20 protein-coding genes are annotated in these 19,303 nt (G+C 38.2%); 5 read left to right on the forward strand and 15 right to left on the reverse strand.

Features of this window, described 5'->3' with window-relative positions; genetic code table 11:
• Positions 1-240: 240 nt before the first annotated feature.
• The 4 genes from ADU73_RS04010 to ADU73_RS04025 form a co-directional block, all read right to left on the reverse strand.
• A complete protein-coding gene (locus tag ADU73_RS04010) occupies positions 241-678 on the reverse strand; it encodes a hypothetical protein (protein ID WP_046871996.1) in 438 nt (145 codons plus the stop codon).
• An 18-nt stretch (positions 679-696) separates the two neighbouring features.
• Complete coding sequence (locus tag ADU73_RS04015) at positions 697-3,357, reverse strand: cation-translocating P-type ATPase (protein WP_046871995.1); 2,661 nt, start codon at positions 3,355-3,357, stop codon at positions 697-699.
• A 278-nt stretch (positions 3,358-3,635) separates the two neighbouring features.
• A complete protein-coding gene (nadE, locus tag ADU73_RS04020) occupies positions 3,636-4,457 on the reverse strand; it encodes an ammonia-dependent NAD(+) synthetase (RefSeq protein ID WP_046871994.1) in 822 nt (273 codons plus the stop codon).
• A gap of 6 nt (positions 4,458-4,463) precedes the next feature.
• Positions 4,464-5,942, reverse strand: coding sequence for a nicotinate phosphoribosyltransferase (locus ADU73_RS04025; RefSeq protein ID WP_046871993.1), 1,479 nt, complete (start codon positions 5,940-5,942; stop codon positions 4,464-4,466).
• A gap of 114 nt (positions 5,943-6,056) precedes the next feature.
• On the opposite strand from ADU73_RS04025, the gene ADU73_RS04030 reads away from it, so the two are divergent.
• A complete protein-coding gene (locus ADU73_RS04030; protein WP_046871992.1) occupies positions 6,057-6,782 on the forward strand; it encodes a WecB/TagA/CpsF family glycosyltransferase in 726 nt (241 codons plus the stop codon).
• 71 nt (positions 6,783-6,853) lie between these two features.
• Here the strand turns inward: ADU73_RS04030 and ADU73_RS04035 are convergent, their stop codons facing one another.
• Positions 6,854-7,555, reverse strand: coding sequence for a GntR family transcriptional regulator (locus tag ADU73_RS04035; protein ID WP_046871991.1), 702 nt, complete (start codon positions 7,553-7,555; stop codon positions 6,854-6,856).
• Between the two features lie 53 nt (positions 7,556-7,608).
• A complete protein-coding gene (gene nagA / locus ADU73_RS04040) occupies positions 7,609-8,754 on the reverse strand; it encodes an N-acetylglucosamine-6-phosphate deacetylase (RefSeq protein ID WP_062913196.1) in 1,146 nt (381 codons plus the stop codon).
• Between the two features lie 436 nt (positions 8,755-9,190).
• On the opposite strand from nagA, the gene ADU73_RS04045 reads away from it, so the two are divergent.
• The 3 genes from ADU73_RS04045 (at position 9,191) to ADU73_RS04055 (ending at position 11,952) form a co-directional block, all read left to right on the forward strand.
• A complete protein-coding gene (locus ADU73_RS04045) occupies positions 9,191-9,925 on the forward strand; it encodes an SDR family oxidoreductase (RefSeq protein ID WP_056986318.1) in 735 nt (244 codons plus the stop codon).
• Complete coding sequence (locus tag ADU73_RS04050; RefSeq protein WP_046871988.1) at positions 9,925-10,308, forward strand: MerR family transcriptional regulator; 384 nt, start codon at positions 9,925-9,927, stop codon at positions 10,306-10,308. The genes ADU73_RS04045 and ADU73_RS04050 overlap by 1 nt, the downstream gene beginning before the upstream one ends.
• A gap of 414 nt (positions 10,309-10,722) precedes the next feature.
• Complete coding sequence (locus tag ADU73_RS04055) at positions 10,723-11,952, forward strand: IS110 family RNA-guided transposase (protein ID WP_056986621.1); 1,230 nt, start codon at positions 10,723-10,725, stop codon at positions 11,950-11,952.
• 467 nt (positions 11,953-12,419) lie between these two features.
• Here ADU73_RS04055 and ADU73_RS10325 read toward each other — a convergent pair whose 3' ends face one another.
• The 5 genes from ADU73_RS10325 to ADU73_RS04075 all read right to left on the reverse strand — a co-directional run bounded on the left by ADU73_RS10325 (position 12,420) and on the right by ADU73_RS04075 (position 15,081).
• A complete protein-coding gene (locus tag ADU73_RS10325; RefSeq protein ID WP_226996044.1) occupies positions 12,420-12,596 on the reverse strand; it encodes a hypothetical protein in 177 nt (58 codons plus the stop codon).
• 1 nt (position 12,597) lies between these two features.
• Positions 12,598-13,290: an NAD(P)H-dependent oxidoreductase gene (locus ADU73_RS04060; RefSeq protein ID WP_046872214.1), complete on the reverse strand. Its 693-nt coding sequence runs from the start codon at positions 13,288-13,290 to the stop codon at positions 12,598-12,600.
• 16 nt (positions 13,291-13,306) lie between these two features.
• Positions 13,307-14,428 carry an A/G-specific adenine glycosylase gene (gene mutY, locus ADU73_RS04065; protein ID WP_062913197.1) on the reverse strand — a complete coding sequence of 374 codons (1,122 nt, stop codon included), beginning with the start codon at positions 14,426-14,428 and terminating at the stop codon, positions 13,307-13,309.
• Entirely contained in the window at positions 14,421-14,747 is a 327-nt protein-coding gene (locus tag ADU73_RS04070; protein WP_371861624.1) for a DUF7671 family protein, read from the reverse strand. The genes mutY and ADU73_RS04070 overlap by 8 nt, the downstream gene beginning before the upstream one ends.
• 118 nt (positions 14,748-14,865) lie before the next feature.
• Complete coding sequence (locus tag ADU73_RS04075; protein ID WP_046872497.1) at positions 14,866-15,081, reverse strand: P8 family protein; 216 nt, start codon at positions 15,079-15,081, stop codon at positions 14,866-14,868.
• Positions 15,082-15,642: 561 nt separating this feature from the next.
• Here ADU73_RS04075 and ADU73_RS04080 point away from each other — a divergent pair.
• A complete protein-coding gene (locus ADU73_RS04080) occupies positions 15,643-16,866 on the forward strand; it encodes an MFS transporter (RefSeq protein WP_046872498.1) in 1,224 nt (407 codons plus the stop codon).
• Positions 16,867-16,895: 29 nt separating this feature from the next.
• Here the strand turns inward: ADU73_RS04080 and ADU73_RS04085 are convergent, their stop codons facing one another.
• The 4 genes from ADU73_RS04085 to ADU73_RS04100 all read right to left on the reverse strand — a co-directional run bounded on the left by ADU73_RS04085 (position 16,896) and on the right by ADU73_RS04100 (position 19,219).
• Complete coding sequence (locus ADU73_RS04085; RefSeq protein WP_056986019.1) at positions 16,896-17,663, reverse strand: ABC transporter permease; 768 nt, start codon at positions 17,661-17,663, stop codon at positions 16,896-16,898.
• Between the two features lies 1 nt (position 17,664).
• Complete coding sequence (locus ADU73_RS04090) at positions 17,665-18,555, reverse strand: ABC transporter ATP-binding protein (RefSeq protein ID WP_052694578.1); 891 nt, start codon at positions 18,553-18,555, stop codon at positions 17,665-17,667.
• A gap of 163 nt (positions 18,556-18,718) precedes the next feature.
• Complete coding sequence (locus ADU73_RS04095) at positions 18,719-18,952, reverse strand: DUF2922 domain-containing protein (protein WP_046872521.1); 234 nt, start codon at positions 18,950-18,952, stop codon at positions 18,719-18,721.
• A gap of 60 nt (positions 18,953-19,012) precedes the next feature.
• Positions 19,013-19,219 (reverse strand): DUF1659 domain-containing protein, encoded by a 207-nt coding sequence (locus tag ADU73_RS04100; RefSeq protein WP_046872520.1) that lies wholly within the window; start codon positions 19,217-19,219, stop codon positions 19,013-19,015.
• Between the last annotated feature and the right edge of the window lie 84 nt (positions 19,220-19,303).

Here is a 19,303-nt window from a genome sequence, read left to right on the forward strand (position 1 = left end):
ATGTCTTTTGGCTTAAAGCTGTGTCCACTATTACGCATAAAGGTTGGTTTTCGTACCAAAAACCCACAATGTTTCATACGTTGTCGATTCTTGTGGCAAAAAAGCGCCGCAAAAACTCGCACTGCGTTCCAGCCTGATTGTTATAAAACCAACTGCCAAAATTTACTCGATTAAAAAACAAAAGAGACTCAAAGAACAAATTGCGTCTTCAAATCTCTCAATAAATATTTTGGTTAGATTCTAACCCACCATCATGTGCATGATCCGATCAAAGCCCTTTGAAACAGCTTCCATATCTTTATCTTGTGCTTGTTCAGCTTGAGCAAACATCGTTGAATCAAGACTTCGATTCTTCTCATCAATACTTTCTAACATTTTTTCACAATCAGCTGCATAGGTTTGATAAGCGGAAACAAATTGTTTGTGACGTCCCAAAACTTGAACGGGTGGTTTCGCATTCTTTAAAGTTTGGACATTTTTTTGATATAAATCTACCGCTTCTTTAAAGTTACTAACAATTTCATGCAGGTCTCGTTCACCCAAAGAATCTATTCCCTTTAAAGCCTGGGTCTTCTTCAGGTTTTGAAAATGAGGATCGACCTGTTTACCCATTTCATCAGTCTTATCCATGACATTTCCAATCAGGTTCACGTAACCTTGTGGATTTACTTTTCGCATTCTAATTTCTCTCCAATCTTAACGATGAGCACGGCGCTGGAACCATTTGACGATTTCAACAATCACCACAATTGATACTGACGCTCCAACTACGATTGCCCATTGATATAAGTCTAAATGAGTAACATGGAAAATATCATTTAAACCTGGTACAACAATTGTAACTGCCAACAATATAAACGATAACACAATTGCCCAATTAAAGAATTTATTTTTCAATGTTGTCGCACTAAAAATTGAACCATGAATTGATTTTGAGTTAAACGCATGGAATAACTGGATTAATCCAAGGGTTGCAAACGCCATAGTTAAAGCATCTGCATGTGCTAATGCGGATGAGGCATGCACTGGATGCAAAATTGCAAGTGCATACACGCCTAACGTAATAATTCCTTCCAAAAGTCCTTGATAGATCACGTTACTTGCGACTCCACCAGACAAGAAGTTACTCTGTCGGCCCCGTGGCTTTTGTTTCATAACATCTTTTTCAGAAGGTTCCAAGCCCAATGCAATTGCTGGTAACGTATCGGTCACCAGGTTAATCCATAAGATATGCACTGGCGCTAAGATTTGCCAACCCATCATCGTCATAACAAACAGGGTCAAAACTTCTCCCAAGTTTGCTGATAGTAAATATTGAATGGCTTTTTGAATATTAGCAAAGACTTTTCGACCTTCTTCAACCGCCACCACGATGGTTGAAAAGTTATCATCAGCTAAAATCATATCACTAGCACCCTTAGAAACTTCAGTCCCAGTGATTCCCATCGCAATTCCAATATCGGCTTGTTTCAATGATGGCGCATCGTTCACACCATCGCCAGTCATCGCCACAACTTTACCTTGTTTTTGCCAAGCATTTACAATTCGAACTTTATGTTCAGGAGCCACCCGCGCATAAACTGAATATTGTTTTACTTTTTTGGCAAAGGTTTTGTCATCCATTGTGTCCAATTCTGATCCCGAAATAACGGCATCATCTTGACCCTCTTTGATAATTCCCAATCGTTTCGCAATTGCTGACGCTGTATCGCGATGATCTCCCGTAATCATTAAAGGACGAATTCCAGCTTGTTTAGCTTCTTCAACCGCTTGGGCAACCTCAGGACGTTCAGGATCAATCATCCCGATTAAACCGGCAAAAATCAAATCTTGTTCAACCACTTCAGATTTTAAAGTATCGGGAATTTCATCAACAATTTGGTAGGCAAATCCAAGCACTCGAATCGCCTGGGTTGCAAGTTCATGATTAGTATCCAGAATTAGTTTGCGCTCTTTTTCGTCCATTGATTTGATTTCTTTTCCAGATTCAAACAACGTGGTGCGCTGCAATAACTCATCTGGTGCACCCTTGACGGTTTGGAGATAACGACCATCTGCTAACTTATTATAGGTAGACATTAATTTTCGTTCGGAATCGAACGGTACTTCAGCCACCCGTTCTTCAGATTGGACTAATTTATCAACATCTTCGTGCTTGTCCAAATTAAATTGAATCAAAGCCGTTTCCGTTGGATCACCAATCAGGCCATCCTCGGTCTGTTTTGTATCATTATTTAAAACCATCAACTCAAACAAATGATTATAAGGATAATCCTTAATTTGCAGGTCACGAGCATCATGCAATTTATTATTCACGAAAACTTTTTCAACGGTCATCTTGTTCTGCGTCAACGTTCCCGTTTTATCAGAAGCAATAATTTCGGTACCGCCCAACGTTTCAACGGCAGGAAGCTTACGAATAATCGCATGCCGTTTGGCCATTCGTTGTGTTCCTAATGCTAATGTAATGGTCACAATTGCGGGTAAACCTTCTGGAATTGCAGCAACAGCCAGAGAAATAGCGGTTAGCAACATATTAATGACTGTTTCTTCTCCCCGAACCATTCCGACAATAAACACAATAACGGCAACCACCAAAATCAATCCCGTAAGCACTTTACTTAATTGATTTAAATTGGCCTGCAAAGGTGTTGTATTTTCCTCAGCATTATTAATCATGTCAGCAATTTCACCAACTTGAGTATGCATCCCTGTTTCAACTACAACACCACTACCACGTCCGTATGTGACATTACTATTCATAAATGCCATATTAGTTTGATCGCCAATCGGTAGTTTTTCATCGGTCAAAACGGCGGTTGTCTTTTCGACAGGAACTGATTCACCGGTCAAAGCTGATTCTTCCATTTTTAAGCCAGCAGATTCGATCAAACGTAAATCCGCAGGAATAATATCACCAGCTTCTAGTAAGACGATATCACCTGGTACCACATCTTCACTTTTAATAGTTTCGACTTTGCCGTTTCGTTTAACATGCGCTTGTGGTGCCGATAACTCTTTCAACGCGTCAATGGCCTGCTCCGCTCTGGCTTCTTGGAAAACCCCAAAGATTGCATTCAAGACAACCACCAATAAAATAATAATGGCATCAACGCCCTCACCCACGAACACTGAAACAAGTGCGGCAGCGAGTAAAACAATAATCATTAAGTTTTTAAACTGCGCAATAAATTTTTGCAGCAAGTTCGTATTCTTCTTGGCCTCTAATTGGTTTTTCCCGTGCTTCTCTAAGCTTTCTTGAACCTGAGACTCACTTAAACCATCTTGAGAACTGTTTAACGTTTTTAAAACGTCTGCTACCTGCTGATTATAATAATTGCGCTTTGTATCCTTCATTTGTTGCCTCCTTATATTTTCGACATGCCCGAATCTTTAAAAAAAGACCCGTGCATGCCCACACTAAAATGTGAACATCCACGAGTCTCACTTTTTCAGACAACACCAGATTTACTCTTGCTGATGATGTTGCCGCAGAAATAACTGCTAGTTACTCCCTCATGATTTGTTGTTAATTTATTATAACTATAAGTAAAGATAATAGCAAGGAATTTTCACATTTAAATTTTCATTGATTTTGAAAAACTAAAGAATTCCATATAGCTTAACTGGTTTAGCTAAAATTTGTCATACACTGTATACGGCAAATGACGTTTATGGGCTGTCTTTTGGTACCAGTTTTCAATTTTTTCGGCAGCCTTATCGTCAATATCATGACCTTCGAGATAATTATCAATATCATCGTAAGTCACACCCAAGGCAACCTCATCAGGTAATGCCGGGCGGTTATCTTCAAGATCAGCCGTTGGAACTTTTTCATAAAGATGTTTAGGGGCTCCCAATGCTGCTAACAATGCCTTGCCTTGCCGTTTATCCAAACGCCAGATTGGGGTTACATCGGCACCACCATCACCAAACTTTGTATAAAAACCAGTAATTGCTTCGGCGGCATGATCCGTACCAACTACAATTCCGTGGTTAGCACCCGCAATCCCGTACTGAGCAATCATACGCTCGCGAGCTTTAATATTTCCCTTATTAAAATCACTAATCTTTAACTTGTTGGCTTCAAGAGCAGCCACCATGGCATCAGCAGCCTCTTTGATATCAACCCGTTTAACCTGATCAGCTTGCATAAACTCAATGGCTTCCATCGCATCTGATTCATCTGCTTGCACGCCATAAGGCAAACGGACTGCAATAAATTGGTAATCATCTTTACCAGTTTCCGCACGTATCTCTGTAATTGCCATCTGCGCTAACTTTCCGGCTAACGTGGAATCCTGCCCACCAGAAATACCTAACACTAAACTTTTAATAAACGTATTTTTCTTTAAATAAGCCTTCAAAAAATCGACACTTCGACGAATTTCAACTTCGGGATCAATTTCTGGTTGGACCTTTAGACTCTTAATAATTTCTTGCTGTAACTCGCGCATTCCTGATCATCCCTGTTCATTAATTTTTGACGAATTAACATATTCTCGAACACCTTTAATGCTAGCCATTTTATGATCGTAGCACTTCTGCGATAAATCAACCGGATAGTCCTGAGGATTTAAATCACGTTTATATTCATCCCAGAGTGAATCCAACATATCACGAGAATAAGCCTTAATATCTTTTAACTCTGGCAACTGATAAACCAGTTTGCCATCCCTAAAAATCTCGTGTAACAATGGCCGAGCAGTAAAATCGCTGACCGTCTTATTAATATATGTGTAGTTAGGATGGAACATATAAATTGAATCTTGTTCCTGAGGCTTTTCGTCCCACAGTGTGACATAATCACCCTCTGATTTGCCATCACCATTTTTAGAAATCCGCCATACCTGCTTTTTACCAGGTGTAGAAACTTTTTCGACATTATTAGACAACTTAATGGTATCCACCATCTTACCATCCTCGCCCTCAATCGAAACCATTTTATAAACGGCTCCTAAAGCAGGCTGATCATAAGCTGTGATGAGTTTTGTCCCCACACCCCATACATCAATTTTGGCGCCCTGCATCTTCAAGTTTTGAATTGTTTTTTCATCCAGATCATTTGATGCATAAACTTTAGCATTGGGGAAGCCAGCTTCATCCAATTGTTCACGCACACGTTTTGAAAGGTAGGCCATATCACCACTATCAATTCGGACTCCCAAGAAATTATTCTTGTCGCCACGTTCTTTAGCAACCCGAATTGCATTTGGCACGCCACTCTTCAATGTATCGTAAGTATCAACTAAGAAAACACAATCATGATGCGTTTCAGCATAAGCCTTAAAAGCATCGTAATCGTTTCGGTAATATTGCACAAGCGCATGGGCATGGGTTCCACTGATGGGAATCCCAAATATTTTCCCCGCCCGCACGTTACTGGTGGCATCAAACCCACCAATATAAGCCGCCCGGGTTCCCCAAATGGCTGCACTCATTTCCTGAGCACGGCGTGTTCCAAACTCAAGCAAGTCATCACTGCCAACGACAGATTTAATCCGCGAAGCTTTGGTCGCAATCAGTGTTTGATAGTTCACCACATTTAAAATGGCCGTTTCAACTAATTGACAATCAGCTAGAGGACCTTCAACTTGCATGATTGGTTCACCGTTAAAAACTAAATCGCCTTCAACAGCCGAACGAATGGTTCCTTTAAACTTAAAGTCTTTTAAATAAGCCAAGAAATCATCTGGATAGTGTTCTGATTCTTTTAAATAGGCTAAATCGGATTCGGTAAAATGGAGTTTTTGAATATACTTCACTACTCGTTCCAAACCAGCAAAAATCGCATAGCCGTTATGAAATGGCATGTCTCGGAAGAAAACCTCAAAAACGGCATTCTTATTATGAATTCCTTGTTCCCAATAAGTTTGAATCATGTTGATCTGATAGGCATCCGTATGTAACGTTAAACTGTCATCCGGATATTTTTTAGTCATGACGAGTGTACTCCTCAGTAATTTAATGTTTTAATTATATTAACAACGTTGCACCTATTTTATCATTTTTTCTTAAGTGCGTCATTTTCAATACCTGAAAGGATCAATTTTATTATGAATAAGCCATTTTCAAGTATCGACATTTTGGGAATTCCTTTTGCAAACGCCACTCGTAATCAATTCTTAGATCAGCTACAGGGCCGAATTGAGCACCATCAAAATACATTCGTGGTCACGGCTAATCCTGAAATTGTGATGTATGCAAGAAAGGACCCAGCGTATCGAAAACTTATTTTAACTGCTGATTTCATTTCACCAGATGGCATTGGCATCGTGAAAGCTTCTCAAACGCTAAAAACACCTTTGCCAGAGCGTGTAACTGGTTATGATATTTTTACACACCTTTTAAACTGGGCCAACCAGAATAAAAAAAGTGTTTATTTTGTGGGAGCAAAACCACAAGTTATCAAACAACTGAAACTAAAATTAGCGCAAGATTTTCCGAATTTGCAACTTACTGGAGCTCATGACGGCTATTTTAAGTCCGATACCGAGATTGTGAATGTAATTGAAAAACAACAACCTGATATTGTTTTTGTAGCCACTGGTTTCCCTAATCAGGAAAAATTCATTGCCCACAATCGGCATTTAACCAAGGGACTATGGATGGGTGTTGGTGGCAGCTTTGATGTCTTTGTCGGTGCCGTTAAACGGGCGCCTAAATGGTGGCAGGTCCACCACTTAGAATGGTTTTATCGCTTGATAACCGATCCCCGTCGGCTAAAACGTCAGTTAATCATCCCTCAGTTCATGTGGAAAATTCATCAATTAAAAAAATAAAAAAAACCATGATCAGTTTGTTCACTTCTGAAAAATCAGAATAACAAATCGATCATGGCTTTTTATTTTAATTAACGATTTAAATAGAATTCAAACCGTTCCCCAACGTACTGAGTCCGCACGTACTCAAACGGCTTTCCGTCCTGCAAATAAGAAACTTGACGTAGCCGCAAGATGGCATCTCCCCGTTTTACTGAGAGGTATTCCGAAATTTTTTCCGAAGCCAACATTGCCGATACCGTCTGCGTTGCTTTGCCAGGAACTAAGCCGGCTTTTTTCTCTAAGGTTCCATAAAGTGAACTGGTAACTTCAGCTTTACTGAAATCTTTGACTAATTTTTCTGGCACCGTAGCTGTTTCAAAACAAATCGGTAAACCATCCGCATACCGAATTCGTTCCATTCGCAACACCAACTCACCATCGCCTAGCTCCAACTTTTCGCTTTCGCTCATAGAAGGTTGGCTTGCATGGTATGAAATCGTTTTGCTGGAGGGCTTTTTCCCTTGGGCAATCATAAGGTCCGTAAAACTAGTGACTCCAGACATTTTTTCTTGCACTTTTTGGTTAGCAACAAATGTCCCGGATCCCACCCGGCGCTCCAGAATTCCTTCATCCACTAACGTTTGAATGGCCTGACGAAGAGTCATCCGGCTTACACCAAACTGATCAGCAAGATCCCGCTCGGCTGGAATTCGATCACCAATGGCCCATTTTCCGGCTTCAATTGACTGCTTGATTTCATTATGAATTTGAATATAAATGGGTGATCCCATGTTTCCACCTCCTATAAACGAGCTAAAAGTTTTGAATAGCTACAAATTAAGAATTACTTTTCTGTGTTTGAGAACTCACGGCCGTAACTGTAAGTTGCTAATTTATTAAGATTATCATCAAATAAGTTTAAGTCAGCATCTTTGCCCACTTCAAGGGTTCCCTTGCTGTCTAAACCAAATTCAGTAGCTTGGTTTACAGAGCTCATTTGAACTGCTTCTTCGATTCCACAACCCATGAACTTCATGGCATTCTTGAAAGCATCTGTATACTCTAGAACAGATCCAGCCAAAGTGCCATCTGCTAAACGGGCTTGCTTGTCTTTAACATAAACTTTTTGACCACCAAGTTCGCTTTCGCCTTCTGGCATTCCTTTTGAACGCATCGAATCTGTAACTAACTCAATGCGTTCTGGTCCTTTGACTTCGTATGCTAAACGCAACATATCAGGGACAATATGGAAACCATCGCAAATTAATTCTGCATAAATATTGTCTTCCAACATAACATGGCCGGTAACACCTGGCTCACGATGCTTCCATTCACGCTGAGCATTGTATAAATGAGTACCATGACTAACTTTACTATTTAATAAGTCGGCCCGTTTGGCATTACTATGACCTACAGAGGGGACGATGCCATGTGCTAAACAATAAGATTCAAATTCATCAGCACCCTTGTTTTCAGGCGCCATCGTAATTAATTTAACTAAACCATTAGAAGATTTGTTCCATTGTTCCAGTAATTTAATATCAGGATCTTTAATGTATTGTTCTGGTTGAGCACCTTTGAAAGTAGCTGAAATAAATGGTCCTTCCAAATGAACACCTTTGATGACCGGATTGACAGCAGCTGCTTTAGCTACCCCCTTCATCGCATGATCAATATTCTCATTTGATTGGGTCATGGTTGTACAGAAGTAAGTGGTAATCCCTTCTGTGCGGGTCATTTTGGTAACCATTTCGTTAATTTGGTCTGCATCGCCGTCCATGGCATCAAAGCCATAACCACCGTGACTATGAACATCAATAAATCCTGGTGTCACAATAGTTTCAGCAGCAAAATGAATGTCATCATCTGGCAAAGGACGAAACTCACTCATTGGTCCTACTGCTTCAATTTGTTTGTTAAAACGAATGAAACCATCGTTAATCTTTTCTAAACCGGTATAAATCGTAGCGTGTTTCAATACAGTACTCATTAGTTAAAAATCCCCCTCAGTTTTATTTAAGTTCATTATAATCGGTATAGACCACAACTGCAAGTGAAAACTTTAACTTCACGGGGATTCTCCATGTTTTGTGCTGACTTTTATAGTTTTTTATAAATGGTTGAACGTACAAAATCGCACCCAATTGCTTGATACAAAAACGTTCATGGTAACAAAATTAGATTAAAATGCCGTCTCCCAGCAAATCCGGCCCGAAACTTAGTGCGAGTTCCAGGCCAAGTGAGCAGGAGAACGACAATTAACCTAATTTTGGTGGACTAATTCGTTTAATATCAGTAACTGAAGTCACTTTTATGCTTTTAACCCAAATAAAGATATTTTTGCGTTTTAAAGTAACCTAACTACTTGTATTAGAGTGCACACCAAGGTATATACTCTAGGCAAGTTTAAAAATGGAGGTTTAATTATGAGTAAAGTTATTGTAATCACAGGTGCTTCAAGTGGCATCGGACAGGCAACCGCAGAATTATTAGCCCGACAAGGAAACAAAATGGTGTTAGGCGCCCGTAGAGAGAGTCGCTTGCAAGAAATCGTAAAAAAAATTAAGGACGCTAACGGTGAAGCGACTTACGCAGTCACAGATGTCACTGATTTAGCAAGTGTAAAGAAACTCGCCCAAACCGCAATGGACCAATACGGTAAGATTGCTGTTTGGATGAATAACGCCGGTGTAATGCCCCAATCGACTTTCATTGAAGGTCGCGTTGAAGATTGGAATCGGATGATTGATGTTAATTTGCGCGGTGTTTTAAACGGAATTGCCGCAGCTTTACCAATAATGCGCAAACAGGCATCTGGTCACTTTATAAATACCTCTTCGGTTGCTGGCCATGCAACTCATCCAGGTGGCGGGGTTTACAGCGCCACAAAGGCTGGTGTCTTAATGATTAGTGAAGCGTTGCGCCAAGAAGAAGCGCAAGCACAAAGCAACGTACGGGTAACTGTCGTTTCACCCGGAGCAATCAATACAGAATTAGTTAACAGTATTACCGATCCAAATGTGAAAAAGGGAACTGCTCAGTATTACGATCAAGTTGCTATTAGTCCCGATCAGATTGCCAAGTCAATTGCGTTTGCCATCAACGCGCCAGAATCGGCAAGCATTAATGAAATCGTGATTCGGCCAAGCAAACAAGCCTAATGAAAAATATGATTGGTATTAAACAAGCAAGTAAGCTGTCGGAAACTTCTCCGGATACAATTCGTTATTACGAAAAAGTCGGAATTATTGCCCCCATCAAACGTGATAAAAATGGCTTTCGACAATTTTCAGAACGTGATATTCGGCGAATTAAGTTTATGCGTCACATGCGCACAGCGGGCTTAAATATTTCTTCATTGTTAGAATACGCTAATTTAATTCAGCAAGGAGATCAAACTAAGGACGAGCGTGTCACATTTCTAAAAGAACAGCGTGATCAATTACAAAAACAGCTCACAATTACACAATCTGCAATTGACCAGTTGAACTACAAAATCGATCACTATGATGAACATATGAGTGATGCAAAACACTTAATTTAAATCACCATGAAATTTCAGCTAATCACTTAGAAATCCATGTTTATTACTGACAATAATTATGCATAGTAAAACCCCCTCGTATTATATATTTTGAAACTTTGTTTCTTACTATTCACTACTTAGATGCTGCGTGATATTCTCTAATTGTTCATTGGATTTAGGTCCAACTGGTATAGGCTTTCTCCCCTTGTAGTTTATCTACGTTTTAAGCGTGCCGCCCAGACAATTCGAAACACCGCAAACCACAAGCTGTAGCGATTAGAGTGATTCGTGTTCACTCGCGTGACACGCAGCTGAATCACTTAATCTAGTCTACTTATATTGCGAGGATGCCCGTTAGAATTGGAATTAGGGAACATCACGCAGCACCTAAGCTTATCCAATTAATTCACAATGAAAGGAGGTCCTTATCCTATGAATTTATATTTAGGTATTGATGTTGGTAAAAATAAATTAGACTTTTGTGCTTTAGATTCGGATCAACGTTGTTGTTTTCAAGGTGAAACTACTAATGATCTCAATGGCGCCATTAAGATCAAACAGACGGTCCTAACCGAAACTCAAACGCATCATTATGAAAAAATCACAGCTGGTATGGAAGCTACTTCTGTTTATAACTTTCATCCAATGACTTTTTTGGCCGAAGATAGCGAGTTACAAGCCTTAGGCTTATCGGTAATTACCATTAATCCCTACACATCACATCACTTTAGTCAGCTCTTTAATGACGGTAAAACTGATGCAATTGATGCCAAGCAATTAGCCGATTTATTGCGTGTAGAACCACTTGGAACCCCTGTTGCTCGCCAAGAAAATTATGTTGCGCTGCAACGTTTAACCCGTGAACGCTATCACTTGGTTAAACAAATGACCGATTCAAAAAATCATTTTTTGAACAACCTCTATTATCGTTGTAATACTTTAGAACGAGAGTTACCCACCTCAGTTTTTGGCTCAGCTATGATGACCCTAATTACTGATGAAGAGTTAACCTTGGACGAGGCAGCGGCGCTACCTCTTGATGAATTAGTGACACATCTTCAACAGTTAGCCCACGGTAAATTTGGTGATGCCGAAGCCGTTGCTAAAGCCATTAAGAAAGCAACTCGTTCTTCTTATCGTCTATCAAAAGTCGTAACAGATTCTGTTGATGAAATCTTAGCGGTCTATGCTAATGAAATTCGGATGTTAAAAAAACAAATCCAAGTTTTGGATAAAACAATTACACAGATATCTACTCAAAACACAGATATCAATTGTTTAACTAGTGTTCCCGGTATTGGTCCAGTTTATGCGGCCGGTATTGTGGCAGAAATTGGTCAAATTGAACGTTTTCCGGATGAAAGCCATATTGCCAAGTATGCAGGTCTGGCTTGGTTACCACATGAATCAGGTACGAGTGTTCGTCAAGCTACGCCACGAACTCGTAAGGGTAATCAATATCTTCGTTATTATCTAGTTGAAGCTGCCAATTCGATAAGACGTTATGATATTACTTACCAACGCTATTACCACAAAAAATATGAAGAGGTACCCAAGTATCGTCATCGTCGAGCTATTGTCTTGACGGCACGAAAGCTTGTGAGATTGGTGGAAGTCTTGCTTAGAAACCATCAATTTTATATACCACCCAAAGTGGTATAGCCTTCGAGTTTACGATACTGAGTCCCTTCTTAACCCGCTAAATTAACTGTTTTAGTGGGCTGGGGAAGGTATACTCTCAAGAACTAATTAATAATAAAAACAAAGTTTTTTACATACTTGACTTATCACCACAAGGCTTAAAAATTATTTGTGAACCGCCAAAACTATACAAAAAGAGGATAAAAAAACGCCCGTCGCATCTTTCCTTAGAAAGCACGATGGGCAACTTTTTTATCCTCTTTTTGGTTCGCTAAAAAATTATTAGCTAAAAGGTTAAAGTCGCAGCACCGCGCACTTTAATAATTAAGCTAATAATGACTAAATTGAACAAACTAACTAATTTATGTGTCCGTTGCATGTGACTTCATCTCCTTTGATTTAATAAACTTATTATAGCGAGATAAAATGAGAAGTCAACATATTTTTTAATTTTTCTTTAACTTTACTGTGAAATGGTAAATATTGCTCTACCACTTGCTTGGATTCCACGTTCGCCCGTCAACTTCACCTTGGCTTTGCGTCAAACGTTTTTGCTGCTCCTGCACTAGATCACTCAGGGCTAAGTAAAATGCCCGGTCTTCGTACTGTTTACTTGTTTTTATGAGTTCTTTTAATTGCTTTTCTACCCAATCATTCGTATCCATTTTACTCATCCTCATCATCTTTAATCATTGAAAGTGTCCAGCCTAGCTCCTCTAAGTTCTCCCGATTATCTTGAATCACTCCCAGAATCTGAGCCGTTTTCTGTGAATTAGATGAGCCTTGGACTTCGCTAATCTTTTTCGATAATTGCTGTTCAAACCAAAGCTCCTGCCCATGAAAACTCTCAAAATCTGAATTCGTTATATATTGTTGATAGGAAACCAGTAATCGTTGTTTTGCTTGTTCAGATAGATAGGCAAACTGAAAAATTGGAAAAGGTGGTAAATAGGTCATTTCCCCTTTGTGGGCTAAAGCCTGATAAGGTCGCAATAATTCCGATAATGTAAACTGTTCTTCACCACCAGCTACGAACCCCTTTTGACGATCACCCGTAGAAACCACAATTCCTAATTCTTTTTTTGCGAGAGCGTGGCCTGTTCCATATACAAAGTTCCGGGTTAAAACTTCATCTTCCCACTGTTTCAAAATGGCTGGAGCACTATACCAATACAATGGAAACTGAAAAATAATTCGATCGTTTTCTTGAAGCAAGTCCTGCTCTGCCGTAACATCAAAATGACCTTCATTCAAGACATGCCAAGTCACCGAATCCATTTTTGCCAGACTTGTTTTCAAAAATTTTTGCGTGCCAGAATCCACTAAATTAGGATGTGCCACAATAACTAATGTTTTCACAGAATTTACCTCTTATCTAGAATAATTGAATTTGTCGTTTTTTAAATGCTTGCCATAATTTCTTTTGAACCGTCGGCCAGGCAAGGGTTGCAAATTTTTTAACTGGAACTACTTTACCCGAAAAATGACTAAGATCAAGTTCCTCTTGAAGTTTTGCATATAACAGCGTGACATGCCATTTTTGATGCGTAAACGTATGGTTCACAATTGGCGTATCTATTAATTGAAGTTCAGTCTGAATTTCAGTTTCACTCACAAACTTTTCCTCAACTGCTTTGATAATCGTTGTCGCATTAAGTTCTGGATGTGATTCTTTTAATTGATCAGCATCAACTAACGGAAACAACCATAATTTGGCTAACAGCTCATTACTAGCCCGTTGTTGAAGCAAAAATCCACCTGGCGTTTCAATAACTAACGCAAAATATTGTTTATCAACGGGCTTCAGGCGTTTGGAACGGACTGGAAACTCATCCAAACGCCCATCTAAATAAGCCTGATTAAATTTTTTGACTGGGGAATGCTCATTATCTGGATTTTTGGCAGTCATATAACTAGAACCTAGATCCATAATGGCTTGATTAAAGTCACCGGGACGATCTTTCGAAATGATCTTTCGAATGACCTCTTCAAACAAGCTCCGCGATTGAGGTTTTGTAATATCCGCATCAATTTCTAAAAGTTGCGAAAAAACGCGAAATGCATTTCCATCAACCGCTGGCTCCGGTTGATTAAAGGCAATGCTGGCAATGGCTCCCGCCGTATACGGCCCAATTCCAACTAGTTTCTGAAGTTCAGCTTTTGTATGTGGCCACTGACCACCATTATCTGTCAATAATTGCCGCGCCGCTCGTTGCATGTTACGCACCCGAGAATAATACCCGAGGCCTTCCCAAGCCTTTAACAATTGCTCTTCAGGGGCTTGAGCCAGTTTCTCAACCGTTGGAAATGATGCCATAAAGCGTTGATAATACGGAATAACGGTATTAACCTGCGTTTGTTGTAACATGATTTCTGAAACCCAGACATGATAAGGGTCATGATCTTGTCGCCACGGCAAATCACGCCGATTAGCATCGTACCAAGCTAGCAGCGTTGTTTGAAACTCTTTAATTGTCGCGTCTGACCATTCAATCATCCTGTAAATTCCTCACCAATTCCGTACCTGTTTTTAAAAGTGATTCGTTGATCGTTTCTGAAGTAAACCGTTGCAGTGGCGTTACTGAATGACGTTGGTTAAACGACATTTTTTCAGCGGTAATTACGGCAATAAATAGCCTATTCTCGGTCAAAAACACCTGACCTCTTTGCTTAAATTTACCCTTAGTGTGCTTACCCGTTCGCCATGAATGTGGTTTAACATGCCCCATATCATCTAGTTTAAATTTGTAATTACCAGAAGCATCCTTAACCACCGGAATTCCAGTATACCGATAAACATCATATTTGGTTTTCAACTTATTCAATCCTTACTATTCCCATTAATCCAAAATATACACCAATTCTATGTACAAGAAAAGAATTAGCAAGAACTTTACAGTCCTTGCTAACTCTTTTTAGTTGATTTTATTAATCTTACTTAAGAAGCTTTTCAGCCGCAGCCTTCAAGTCGGAATCATTCATATCTTCCCACTTTGCAGCTTGTTCAGATGTTGCATCTGTGTTGTGGCTGTTACTTTCCATGACCTTGTCCCACATTGCGTCTCTCAATGGGGTTGCATCGTCACTCCAGTCAAAAATATCTTTGGTTGCCGTGTCTAAAAGCGCGGTTTTTTCTGCAAAATCTGCCATGTTAAAAACCTCCAATTATATTTTTGGGGTGCCGCACAACAAATCTTCAGCGGCCACCAAGTACCTCATCCGTTTTGTTGAGTTAACTGTCTTCTATTTTCAAATACCCCAACACCCTCGTTATAACACTAAATTTGAAAATATGTTCAGAAAAGCACTTTTAGTTAAAAGTTCACTAAAATTAGTCTCAATTCTAAAATTTTTTAGCCTAAATCAGTTCAATTATTCCTTGTTCTTACTATTCTTATAAAAGCCCTATAATTATTTTCCAATCTTTTTTTAATTTTTTAATTGATTTTTAATTCTCTGCGTTGTACACTATTTTCAACCTAACCATTAATTATTGGTTATGGAAAAATAAAACAAAATCGTTATTTAAAAATCAGAATATATTTTTTAATCATTAACTAGCTATCTGGATTCACGAAAAAAGTGTTCAGTACCTTACTTCAGCCCGAAAACTTGCTTATTAGATACTACTCCCTTTACTTTAAGACTTTTAACCCGAACACAACATCCACTGATAAAAGGGATATCCCCCCTTAGATAGGAGCGATCTTTATGAAAAAAATTAGGCGTGTCATTATAAGTGATTTTTTCGATAGTCTTTCAATAGGTGCTTTCATTACATATGCTTATTGGTACATTTACGAAACTACAAAAAATCAATCCTTAGTTTCAATTCTTGGCACAATTTCAATGGCTGCAATGTTATTATCATTCATCGGAGGCTACATTGTGGATCAACAAAGCAAAGTAAATTTACTTCGCGCAATTATTTTAATTCGTTGTTTACTTGTTGTTATTGGTCTGTTATTACTATATTTATTTCACAGTAATTTAAAAACACTATTTCTTGTTGTGATTGCCAATTCCTTACTTAGCATAGTTTACACACCACTAAGCGAGTCAATTGCACCGGTACTTGTTGAGAATAAAAAAGAGCTTTTCAAAGCAAATTCATGGGTTTCTCTAGCTAACCAACTTGCGTCTGTTAGTTCATCCGGCCTTTCTGTCTTGTTTGTACTGTGGAGAAAGCCGATATGGGCTTTACTTGGGCTTGGCTTATCTGTCTTAATTTCGTATCTCACAATTTTGCATGTTCCAGCAGATGCCGCCCCCATTAAGAAACATAGTCTAAGTTTCAGAGAAACAATGAGCGATTTTAAACATGGCCTGTTACTAATTGTTCATAATCGCCTAATAAGTCTTATGATTCCAATTGCCTTAATTTCCAATTTCTGTTTTTGGTCTATTTGGTTACTCATGCCTAAATATAGTGTTGATATATTTAACCAATACAAGATCGTCTACAATGTTATTGATATTTCATTTACAATTGGCGGCATTTTAGGTGCCGCAGCCTTTTCAAAATATCATGGCCGACTTAAAACTGGAATATTTTATCCTGCACTTCTTGTTGGACAATCAATTATGTTAATCTTGCTTGGGGTTAACGCATGGGTTAAACCGTCAATAATTAATGTCTTTTTTATATCTATTTTGTGGATTGGATATGGAATATTTAACAGTATTTCTTCTGTCCTTTATTTCTCAATAATTCAAATGTCGGCCAGCAATGATACTATTGGCCTCATTATCGGTGCAGTACTAACTATTTTTTCTTTAGCAAATCCGATTGCTGCTGCATTAAGTGCTCCAATATCTAGGCTTTACACACTGCCAACTATTATAGTTATTTTTGGAAGCATTATGTTATTTGCGGCTTTAGTAGTCTTTAGTCCGTACTTTAACAAGGAGTTGGCCAAATATGATAAAAAGTGAGGTGCTTGATTTAATTAACAAACAAGCTTTTAGACCCTTTTCTTTCTAAAAAATAAAAACGACATCACGATAAATATCAATGTATATAAAATATTCCCGTTAATTAATTGGGTTTGAGTCAAATGGGTGGTTGAAAAATAATCTGGATTGGACCACTGATTGGCTATATTTAACATATTAAACGGATTCCACTTTATCAGTGGAATTTTTTTGATCAAAGCACTAATCAAGGCAGACGAAAGTCCTTCGCCAATAAAGATAAAACCAATTCCAACTGCAATCGCAATTGCACTGGAATTCATCAGGCTAGCCATCATAAATACTGAACTAACAATAATCAGCGATCCTAAAAAATCAACCAATGTATTAGTGAACAAATTCTGAAATAATGATGCATGATAAAGATAATTTTGAGAAAAAGATACATTTGTCCCAACGGTTAGATATTTTATAACAATGGTAAAAACCAGCGTAAAAATATGTAATAACACATCATAAAGAAACATTGTTAGTAATTTCGATAGATAAATTTTCATACGATTGTTGGATTCATAGATCAAATGCTTAATCGTTCCATATTGAAATTCCATAGCTACCATCGAAGCACATTCTATGATTAAAATAATCGTTATCCATTGGAACCCAGCATAACCGGCTTCGATATAAAATCGATTATCCGACCCATTTTTGGTTATTATACCGACTACCAACATCGCAAGGAAAAGTACTAACGGCGTAAACTGCACCGTCTTTTTATGACATAGTTTATAAATTTCTTGATTTATTAAAGATGACATATTAGTTGTTCTCACTTTCTATCAATTTTAATAAAGTATCTTCCAGACCATTTTCTTTGTGCTCAAGACCCAATAATCGAATGTCATTGTTAATAATTACAGCTAAAAGTTCATTTAAATTACTCGAACTAATGTTGAACGCTTTTATCATCCCATTTGATTCTTGTGCCTTAAAGCCTTGCTCCAATAGCACTTTCAAAGCCTTATCATTATGATTGGTACTTAGAAATAGCGTACTTTGACTTTGTTGTTCTAACTTGTTTTTCGAAACATTCAAAATCACTTTGCCATTATTGATCATCACAACATCGTCAATAATCTTCTCTAACTCGCTTAAAATATGACTAGAAATCAGAATTGTAATTCCTTGCTTTGCTAGTTTTAAAAGCAAATTTCTGAGTAAATATGTCGAGCTTGGATCAAGTCCATTCATTGGTTCATCTAAAATAATTAGCTGAGGATTATCTAAAAGCGCAATCGCAATGCCTAATTTTTGTTTCATCCCCAATGAATAGTCTTTAGATTTTTTATTAATGAATGACTGCATTTTTAATGCTTGAACAATATCTTCAATACAGTTTTTGTCTTTTGCATACATAACTAGATGTTCAGTTCCAGTTAAAAATGGATAAATTGATGGATTCTCTATTAAGGCTCCGATCCCGACGTTAAGGATATTTGAACTTTTAATATCTGTTCCATTTAAAATAATACTCGCTTTATGGTAAGGGTATAGCCCTAAGATGCACTTCATTATGGTCGTCTTCCCTGCGCCATTTGGACCAATCAGGCCAGTAATATGTCCCTTTCTACAGCTAAAATTAATATCTTTTAATATTTTTCGTTTTCCAATTTTCATATTAAGATGTTTCACTTTTAAAAAGTCATTCAATTATTACTCCCCCTATAAAAGCCCTATAATTTTATGTAATATTAAAAATAAATATCATTTTCCTTTTTCAGGCCTACGTTTAAAATCGTAACACTTAGAGTGAATAATTCAATAATGCAAAAAAAGGTGATAAACGATTTAATAGTCGTTTATCACCTTTTTATTAAGCTTTTACCGCTTTATCATCAAACAACGGTGTATTAATTGTTTCAATATACTTGGCCGCTTGAGGTTGTGCATATAATTCTTCATCATCTTTCACGAATACCTTCAAACCCGCAAGTTGTGTCATTGCCGTTTTAACTGCTGCTGGCTCTAAGTCTTCACTAACATATTTCAACTTAATGTGACGAACCTTACCTAAGCTACTTACAAATTCCATATCTAATTGTTTCATATTTGAGTCCTCCTAAATTTTAGTATACATAGTCGTTAATTGTGCTCGGGATTTCTTGTCTTAGTTATTTACAACTTTTTCTGTAGTGGTAACTGTAGCAAAATCAAATTTGTCTTTTGAAACTGCTTCAAGCACACTGCCAAGCCCTTTGATTTGATCATCAGTGACAGTTTCTGGCATATTGCCGAAACTTCGTTTGAGACCTTCTTCATGACCTTCACCTGACATTGTTACTGAAACAGCAGTCTTTAACCAATTCTTTTCCATTTGTATTCTCCTCCAATTCATTTTAGTAAGTGTCGCGACGGCTTACATCTACTAATAACGTTCGAGAAGTCCAAAAGTACACAA

The sequence above is a fragment of the Pediococcus damnosus genome, assembly GCF_001611155.1.
GTDB lineage: Bacteria > Bacillota > Bacilli > Lactobacillales > Lactobacillaceae > Pediococcus > Pediococcus damnosus.